Origin of the sequence: Parafrankia sp. EUN1f (assembly GCF_000177675.1) — a bacterium.
Taxonomy (GTDB): domain Bacteria; phylum Actinomycetota; class Actinomycetes; order Frankiales; family Frankiaceae; genus Parafrankia.
On sequence record NZ_ADGX01000252.1, the window covers coordinates 1 to 8195 of the forward strand.

General features: G+C 72.2%; 7 protein-coding genes. 2 read left to right on the top strand and 5 right to left on the bottom strand.

The genetic code is table 11. The annotated features are described in order from the left end of the window. The coding region (locus tag FREUN1FDRAFT_RS36780; RefSeq protein WP_006545497.1) for a nickel-dependent hydrogenase large subunit at positions 1-436 on the bottom strand (436 nt) is incomplete at its 3' end. Further along, positions 433-1611, bottom strand: coding sequence for a hydrogenase small subunit (locus tag FREUN1FDRAFT_RS36785; protein ID WP_006545498.1), 1179 nt, complete (start codon positions 1609-1611; stop codon positions 433-435). The genes FREUN1FDRAFT_RS36780 and FREUN1FDRAFT_RS36785, both read right to left, overlap by 4 nt. Positions 1612-1886: 275 nt before the next feature. Between FREUN1FDRAFT_RS36785 and FREUN1FDRAFT_RS36790 the strand changes: the two genes are divergently transcribed. Beyond that, positions 1887-2195, top strand: coding sequence for a HypC/HybG/HupF family hydrogenase formation chaperone (locus FREUN1FDRAFT_RS36790; protein ID WP_006545499.1), 309 nt, complete (start codon positions 1887-1889; stop codon positions 2193-2195). Positions 2196-2280: 85 nt separating this feature from the next. On the opposite strand, the gene FREUN1FDRAFT_RS36795 is transcribed toward FREUN1FDRAFT_RS36790, so the two are convergent. Together FREUN1FDRAFT_RS36795 and FREUN1FDRAFT_RS36800 are read right to left on the bottom strand one after the other, a co-directional pair. After that, positions 2281-2766: a hypothetical protein gene (locus FREUN1FDRAFT_RS36795; RefSeq protein ID WP_006545500.1), complete on the bottom strand. Its 486-nt coding sequence runs from the start codon at positions 2764-2766 to the stop codon at positions 2281-2283. Positions 2767-2940: 174 nt separating this feature from the next. Then, on the bottom strand, positions 2941-3633 hold the full coding sequence (locus FREUN1FDRAFT_RS36800; protein WP_035957335.1) for an NADPH-dependent F420 reductase: 693 nt from the start codon (positions 3631-3633) through the stop codon (positions 2941-2943). Between the two features lie 338 nt (positions 3634-3971). Here FREUN1FDRAFT_RS36800 and FREUN1FDRAFT_RS36805 point away from each other — a divergent pair, with 338 nt between their 5' ends. Then, on the top strand, positions 3972-4523 hold the full coding sequence (locus FREUN1FDRAFT_RS36805) for a hypothetical protein (protein WP_006545502.1): 552 nt from the start codon (positions 3972-3974) through the stop codon (positions 4521-4523). Here FREUN1FDRAFT_RS36805 and FREUN1FDRAFT_RS40500 read toward each other — a convergent pair. Further along, positions 4507-8195: sensor domain-containing diguanylate cyclase (locus FREUN1FDRAFT_RS40500; RefSeq protein ID WP_157475789.1), on the bottom strand; the 3689-nt coding region annotated here is incomplete at its 5' end. The two genes, FREUN1FDRAFT_RS36805 and FREUN1FDRAFT_RS40500, sit on opposite strands and share 17 nt — an antisense overlap.

Here is an 8195-nt window from a genome sequence, read left to right on the forward strand (position 1 = left end):
GCCCCGCGGTCGACCGCGGGTAGTCCGAGATCGACTGAGCGAGCGCCGCGGCGGCCGCCGGGTCGGCCTTGAGCGCCGAGGTCGGGTCGACCCAGTCCAGTGCCTGCAGGTGGTAGAAGTGCACCACATGGTCATGGACGGACAGTGACGCGGCGATGATGTCCCGCAGCAGCCGGGCGTTGCGGGGCGGAACAGCGCCGACGGCGTCCTCCACCGCCCGCACCGACGCCAGCGCGTGCACCGTGGTGCACACACCGCAGATCCGCTGCGCGAACAGCCAGGCGTCGCGCGGGTCGCGCCCGGTCAGGATCGTCTCGATTCCCCGCCACATCGTCGAGGACGCGTACGCCTCGGTGACCTGGCCTCCGTCCACCTGCACCTCGACCCGCAGGTGGCCCTCCACCCGGGTCACCGGGTCGATGACAAGCCGACTCATCTCGTTTCGCCCGTCTCTTCGCCGCCGGCACCTGCGCTTGCGCTTCCGTTTTCGGTTTCTTCTTCGCTGTCAGCTCTTTCGGCGAGCTCGGCCGCGGCCTTCTTCTCCCGTCGCGCGGCGACCTTGTGCTGGACGACCTTTCCGACGCCGTGCGAGGCGAATCCCGTCGCCGTCGCCGCCAGCACACCGATGCCGATCTGGTCGGCGGTGAGATCGAAACCGGACGTCGCCACATGCGGCAGCCGGTCGTAGAACGGGGACATGTTGTCCCAGAAACCCGGCTCCGAACACCCCACACACCCGTGCCCGGCCGCCACCGGCCAGGACGTCCCGCCATTGAACCGGACACTCGGGCAGTTGTGGAAGGTACTCGGGCCCTTGCAGCCCAGCCGGTACAGGCACCAGCCGTTACGGTGGCCCTCGTCGCCCCACTTCTCGGCGAACTGGCCGGCATCGAAATGGCCGCGCCGCTGGCAGGTGTCGTGAATACGCTCCCCGTAGGCGAACCGGGGCCGGCTGAAGCCATCGAGCTCGGGGAACTCGCCGAAGGTCAGGTAATGCACGATGGTGGCGGTCAGGTTGTCCGCGTTGACGGGGCATCCGGTGAGGTTCACCACCGGCACGCCGCCGACGACGTCCTCGACCCGCACCGCACCGGTCGGATTGGGCCCGGCCGCCGGGATCCCGCCGAAGGCCGCGCAGGTACCGACGTTGATGATGCCGGCCGCGCCGCGCACCGCGTCGCGCAGGATGTTCTCCGCCGACTGGCCACCCACGGTGCACGAGCCGGGAATTCCCAGCGGGATGGATCCCTCGACGACGACCAGATGGCCGCCGCGTGCCACCGTGTCGTCGCGGGCCTTCTCCGCGGCCTCACCGGCGGCGGACATCACCGTTTCGTGGTAGTCCAGCGAAATCATGCCGAGGATGAGATCGCCCACCGTCGGGTTACGTGAGCGCAGGAACGCCTCGGTGTCACCGGCGCAGTCCTGGAACTCCAGCCAGATCACCGGAAGCGGGTCGGCCTGGTCCAACGCGTAGGCGACCCGGGGAGCCAGCTGGGCCGGCAACGCGAGCGTCGCGGTGATACCGGCGCAGAACTTCAGGAACGACCGTCGGTCGACCCCAGCGCCCGCGAGCCGCACGGACAACGGCCGGCCGGATTCGCTCGTCAATTCGGGTGCCTCCCGCCCCGGGTACGTCCACAAACGTGTCGAGTGGACGTTAGTGAGCGCTACGCAGCGGCGCAGGAACCGAAGCGGGTGGGCGCGGGAGTCCATCAGAGCCGAATGGGCGGGCCGGACGTCCCTTGCCGGTACCGAGAACGGTCCGGAAAATGCACTGCAGGACGGCAGACCAGCGCCGCTGCCTCGAAAACCGCCGAACCCCTCACCCGGAATCCCGGTTCGTACCGGCATCCGGCCTAGCACCGGAAGGGGACCACGGCGCCGTGTGCCTCGGGATACCTGGCCGCATTGTCGCGACGACCGACGTCGCCGGCCTGCTCATGGGCACCGTCGACTTCGGCGGGATCACCCGCGAGGTCTGCCTGGCCTACGTCGCCGACGAGGCGGCGATCGGCGCGTACGTCATCGTCCACGTCGGCTTCGCCATCAGCCTGGTCGACGAGGCCGAGGCCCACCGCACCCTGGAGCTGCTGCGCTCCCTCGGTGACGTCCTCCAGGACGAGCTGGCGGCCCAGGACGACCCGGTGCGGCCGCCCCGGCAGGAGCCGAGCCGCGGCCCGGCGACCACCTGACCCAGGCGACCACCTGACCCAGCCGGACGCCAAGCGATCGTGAGCGGAGCCAGATGTTGATGGCGGCGACGGGTAAAGCCCTCTGTCACGGCATCTCCATCGTCTGCGCCTGGCGGAGCTCGTCGAAGACGCGGGCCAGCTCGGCGTCGAGTGGGGTGCCGAGCCGTTCGAGCAGGTGGCTGACCACCACCGCGCAGGCGGTGAGGAGCACCTCGGCGTCGATGGGTGGAGCGCCCGACTCGTGCACCGAAAGCACGCCGGTGACGACGACGGCGACCGGGTAGACCTCCAGGCCCGGCAGCCACGCCGCTGCTGGGCGCAGGACGTCGCCCAGCAGCGCACGCAGGTCGGCCGCGTCGAGGCCGTCGGGGAACACCTGCTCGATCAGCCCCAGCGTCAGCCCGTGCAGGACATCCCGGACCTGCTGCTCGTCGATCGCCCGCAGCCGGCCGCAGACCGTGTGCAGCGCGTCCGGGTCCTGCGCGACGACGGCAGCGCAGGCCGCGGTCACCTCCCGCCCGATGACACGACCGACCGGTGGCAGCCCGGCCGACGGGAACCCGGACGCCATCACACGCTCCCGGAACGGGGGTGCCGGGGCAACGCCATGACTCGCATGCCGCCATGGTGGCCTGTCAGGCTCCAGAAGCGCTCCTCAGGGTGCGCTGTGACGCCCGCCCGGGCTACCCGACACCCGGCCTATGACCCCTGCCTGGTCGGTCGAGGTAGCCCCCTGCCGGGCGCCTCACCCGCTGGCGAGGTCCGCGTACCGGCGGGCGGCGGCCAGTGCGGCCCGCACGGTGGCGGCGTCGGCCGGCACGGGCTTCGCCTCGAAACCGTTGGGGGCGTAGAGCGGGCCGTATGCCGCGGTGTCCCGCTGGTAACGCCAGCCTTCGGCGAGAGGGCCCGCGTCCACCGTGTCGTAGCCGATCGCGTCGAGGAACGCGGTGACCGTCGCCTTCGCCGCCGGGTCGTCGCCGACGATCGCCAGTGCCGCGCGGTCCGGAGCGCCGGTGGGCCGGGCAAGCTCCAACAGGTGCTTGAAGTAGATGTTGTTGAACGCCTTGACCACCTTCGAGGTGGGCAGGTGGTCCTGGAGCAGCTCGCTGGTCGTGGTCGACTCGTCCTCAAGAACGGGGATGACGCCGTCGCGCTCCGGATAGTAGTTGTTGGTGTCGATGACCACCTTTCCGGCGAGCGGTTCGACCGGGACGTCGAGGTAGGCCCGCAGCGGCACGGTCACCACCACCAGGTCGCCCGCGGCGCCGGCCTCGGCCGACGTCGCCGCCCGGGCCCGTGGCCCGAGCTCGGCCACCAGGTCGGCCAGGGTCTCCGGGCCGCGTGAATTGCTCAGAACGACGTCATAGCCGGCCGAGACGGCAAGTCTCGCCAACGTTCCACCGATGTTTCCACTGCCGATCAGTCCGAGGGTCGCCATACCCACGACAACCTCTGGTGCCGCGACTGACATTCCGCCGCCGACAGGATCGGCGTCGCCCGCCCGCGGCCGGCGCGGGAAGCCCACGGGCCAGCGGGCCGTTCCCGTCGACTGATCAACGCCTATTGGCGATCCGCATACGGGCACTTGGCAATCCGCAAGGAAGGGGGATTTCGGTTGCTGTAGCAGCCAAGATCCTCGTTCCTTGCTTGGCGACAACGGCAGCGGCGGCAACGGAAGCCCGGGGCTCGGGCTTCCGCCCCGTCCGGCCCAGCGCCACGGCAGCGCCCACGAGAAAACGGTTCGCCAGCCCGCCGGCAGGGCTTCAGTCTGACCAGATGCGTGTGAGTTTCCGCCGGGTGGACGGCCCGAAGGGTGGCGACGGCGGGTCCGTCGCCGTCATCGAACGCTCGGATGGAGTGTCGCTGCGGATGGACTCCTATGACCGGACCTTCAGCGTGCCCCACGACCTGGCGCATTTCGTGGCGGAGCAGGAGTTCAGGCTGAACCGGGGTGTCTGGGGCAGCATCGCCGCCGGCGCGATGTTCGGCAGCATGACCGTGGTCGACGGCCGGCTCCGCCACGACAGCCGCCAGCGTTCCCGCGAGCTGATGCGGGCCAACCAGCGTGAGATCCGGCTCGCGGAGATCGTCGCCGGTGCGGTACACGACGCGGTCGAGCGAGGTGCCCCGCCGAGCGCGGCCGACATCGCCTCGGCCTGGCAGATCTACCGCACGGACATCCCGTCCTTCCCGTCGGACGTGCCGGTGCGAGCCGTCGCCCGGCTGAACGTTCTGCGAGCTGTCTGGCAGGCGCTGGGCCCGGACGAGTCGATCGACCTGGCCTGGAGCCTCCCCGCCGGTTCACGACGGATCAGGGGCGCGCGGTGACCGTCTGGTTGCGGCCGGCGCTCTTGGCCGCGTACAGGGACTGGTCGGCGTGCGCGAGCACCGCGGCCAGCGAGGGCTCGTCCGGGTCGACGGTCGCGGTGCCCACGCTGACCGTGACGTGCAGCGGGCCGGCGGATGTCTGCACGGGCCGCTCGCAGACGGCGAGGCGGACGCGCTCCCCCAAGGCGTGTGCCACGTCGGGGCCACCGGTGACGAGGACGGCGAACTCCTCCCCGCCGAGCCGCCCGGCGAGGTCCCCCCGGCGCAGGCACCGCTCGATCCGGTGGGCGATCTCGACGAGTACCTCGTCCCCGACCGCGTGCCCGTGCAGGTCGTTGACCTGCTTGAACCGATCGACGTCGATCATGGCGGCGGAGGTCGGCCGGTCGGCGGGCAGCCGTGCGTCGGCTTCCACGGTCGCCTGTTCGACGAAGTGGCGCCGGTTGGGCAGGCCGGTGAGGGGGTCGGTCGCGGCCGAGTGCCGGGCCTCCTCGTACAGGCGCGCGTTGTCGTAGGCGGTCGCCGCGGTGTTGAGGACCATCCGCGCCACCTCCGCCTGCGGGCCCTTCCCGCCCTCGGTGCCCGGGCCGCCCGCGGTGCCCGCTCCTCCCAACCCTCCCAACCCGTCCGCCCCACCGGTCGCGGCGTGGTGGGTGGCGAGCACGACGACAGCAGGTACGGGGCGAAGCGCGATGGCCGGCAGCGCCAGCCAGTTCCGCAGAGCCTCCGGCACCCCCGGGAGGCGGATGGGCCGCGCGGCCGGGCTTCCCCCGACCGTGGCGCCGGCGAAGGCGGGGCCGAGCACGTCACCCGCGTGCTCGACGATCGACCCGACCGCGCGCGGGTCGACGTCCCCGTGGACCTCGGTGACGCGGATCGCCGACCCGGCGCCCTGGTCGAGGACCCACACGTCGTCGTGCGGGAGCACCGGTCGCGCCGCGGCCAGCACCCTGCGCAGGACGTCGCTTGAGCGCAGGGTGGACCCGGCCTGCTCGGCGACGTCCCGCAGCACCTCGGCGAGCTCGCGCTGGCGGCGCTCGGTGGCGAGCCGGGTCTGCAGGCGCGCGGCCTCCGCGGTCCGCAGCGCGACCCCGACCTGCTTGGCGAGCGTGACGAGGACGTCGACGTCGTCCTCGGTGAACAGGCCCTTGGCGACCTGGCTGTCCACGTAGATCACGCCCGGGGCGCCGCCCTCGATCGGGACCGGTGCGGCCAGGATGCTGCGCAGCCCCTGCTGGACGGCGCTTTCGGAGCCCAGTGCCGCGCCCTGCGCGGTGCCGGTGACGACCAGGGGACGTCCGTCCGTGTGAACCCTGGCGACGATGCTGCGGGCGTAGGACGAAAGGTCCGTCGACGACTCGGCCGTGGATGATTCGGCCGTGGATGGCAGGTCCGTCGCCGCGGCGTCCCTGGCGGCGCGACCGGCATGCAGGACGAGCGGGCCGTCACCGGTCACGGGACCGGTGACGCTCCCAGGGCCAGTGACGCTCCCGGGGCCGGTGGACGTCGTGTTCTCGGGGAACAGGAGCAGGGCCCGGTCGGCACCGAGGATGTCGATGATCTCGGTGAGAACGATGTCGGCGACCGCGTCGGGGTCGAGGGCACCGGTCGTGGCGGCGCTCACCCGCAGCAGCGCGTCGAGGCGGCGGCGGTCCCGGGTCAGGCCGACCGTCCCCTGCCCCCTGGCCAGGCTGGTCGCCTCTTCGGTGAGCCCGAACTCGCGGCGGACGTCCCGTCCGCGGGCGGTCCAGCCACGGCCGCGGGCCAGGGAGAGCGCCTGCTCCGCCTCCTCACGGGCCTGGCCCTCCCGGCCGAGGGAGCGCAGGCAGCGGGCCCGTTCCACGTACACGTCGAAGGTGATGCGGGGGGCGTCCAGCCGGGTCGAGAGGTACTGCGCCGCGGCGAGCCAGCGCAGGGCGCGGCGGGGCCGGCCCGCGACCTGCTCCGCGATGGCCTTGAGGACGAGCAGGTCGGCGCGGAACAGGGGCAGCGCCGCCGCCGGCAACGCCTCCCGCAGGCAGCGGCGGGCGACGCGCGCCCGGTCGGCCCGTTCGCTGCCCGTGGCGGCGCGGGCCTGCTCGAGGCGGCCCCGTGCCCTGACCAGCCAGTAGTGCCGATGGAACTTGACGCTGCGCCACGGCGAGCGGCCCTTGTCCTGGGCGGAGGCGACCAGCCGGTCGAAGGTCGCGCCGACGGCGCCCGAGTCCAGGCCGGCCTCCTCGAGGTCGGTCTCGATCAGGTTGTGGTCGACGATGAAGGCACGCACCGCCTCCTCCTGTGCGGGTGGCACGGCGGCGAGCACCGGTTCGAGGTTCTCTCCGGCACCGCCGAGCGAGCGCGCCATCCGGGATCGCATGATCCGGATGTCGTTGAAGACGTAGTCGATGCCGTAGGCGTTCGGCTGCAGGCACGCGAGGCCTTCGCGCCACAGGCCCCGGTAGGAGTAGTTCATGGCCAGCGCCGTCACCGCGTCGTCGTACAGGGATGCGTCGACCCAGCGGGCCGCCCGGCGCAGCGTGGCCTCGAGCTGGTCACTGACGGTGGTGGTCTCGCCGAGGAACTGGAGCGCGAAGCACGAGTAGAGATCGGCCTCGGCGACCAGGGCCGGGTTGCCGGTCTGCTCGGCCAGCGCCCGGAACGTCCTGATCGCGCGGCGCGTCGTCCGCCCGCAGCCCAGCTCCGCCGCCGCGCAGTTGATGATGATGTTGCCGCGGATGAACAGCTCGCTGAACCCGACCCGCTTCATCACATAGAGCCCACCCACATGCCACAGGAAGGTCGGGATGTCGAACAGGAACAGCGCGTTCACCCCACCGATCTCATGCAGGCGCAGCTCGGTCTCGTAGCGACGCAGGGCCGCGCCGCTGGCCGTCCCGAATCCCGTCGCCGGCCAGCGCATCGCCAGCGCGCACAGCATCCGGCCGAACGCGATGGGACCGACCAGGACGGAGCCGGGGATCGGCCGGCCAGCCTCGGCGAGCCCGCGGCGGACATGATCGGCGGCGGCGCTGTAGTTGCGCATCCCGTGCTCGATGCCGGCCGCCTCCGCGCGCAGTGCGGCCCGGGCCAGCGGATCGTTCTCCAGCTCCAGGGCTCGGGCGAAATGGGCGCGGGCCCGGTGCGGCTGGACGATGCGGGAACAGGCCAGGCCGAAACCCGTCTCGAAAGCCGCGTCCAGGCCGATATCGGCCCGTGCGGCGGCCTGGGCGGCCGCACGGAACATGCGCTCCGCCTCGACCGGTGCGCGCCCGGCGACCGCGGCCTCGGCCGCCGCCCGGGTGAGGCGGTACAGCCGGGGCGCGGGCAGTCCGCCGCTGACCGCGTGCCGGGCGAGGGCGAACAGGTCAGGGCCGTGCACGGCGCCGGACGCCTCCATCGCGTCCGCGATCGCCGCGTGCCGCTCACGAAGGCCGTCGGCGCTGATGGTCGACAGCAGCGCCTCGCGCACACAGTCGTGCACGAACGACCAGCGATCGGGTGCGCAGCCGTCCGGCACCGGCGTGACGAGCTGGTGAAACTCCGCCTCGGCGAGGGCCAGCCGCGCGTGTTCCGGCGTCACACCGGCCGCCACGGCGAGCAGCGTACGGTCGAACTGGTGACCTATCGCGGCCGCCGTGCACAGCACCGGCAGCGACGAGTGGTCCAGCGCACCGACCCGGCGCCGGATCAGGC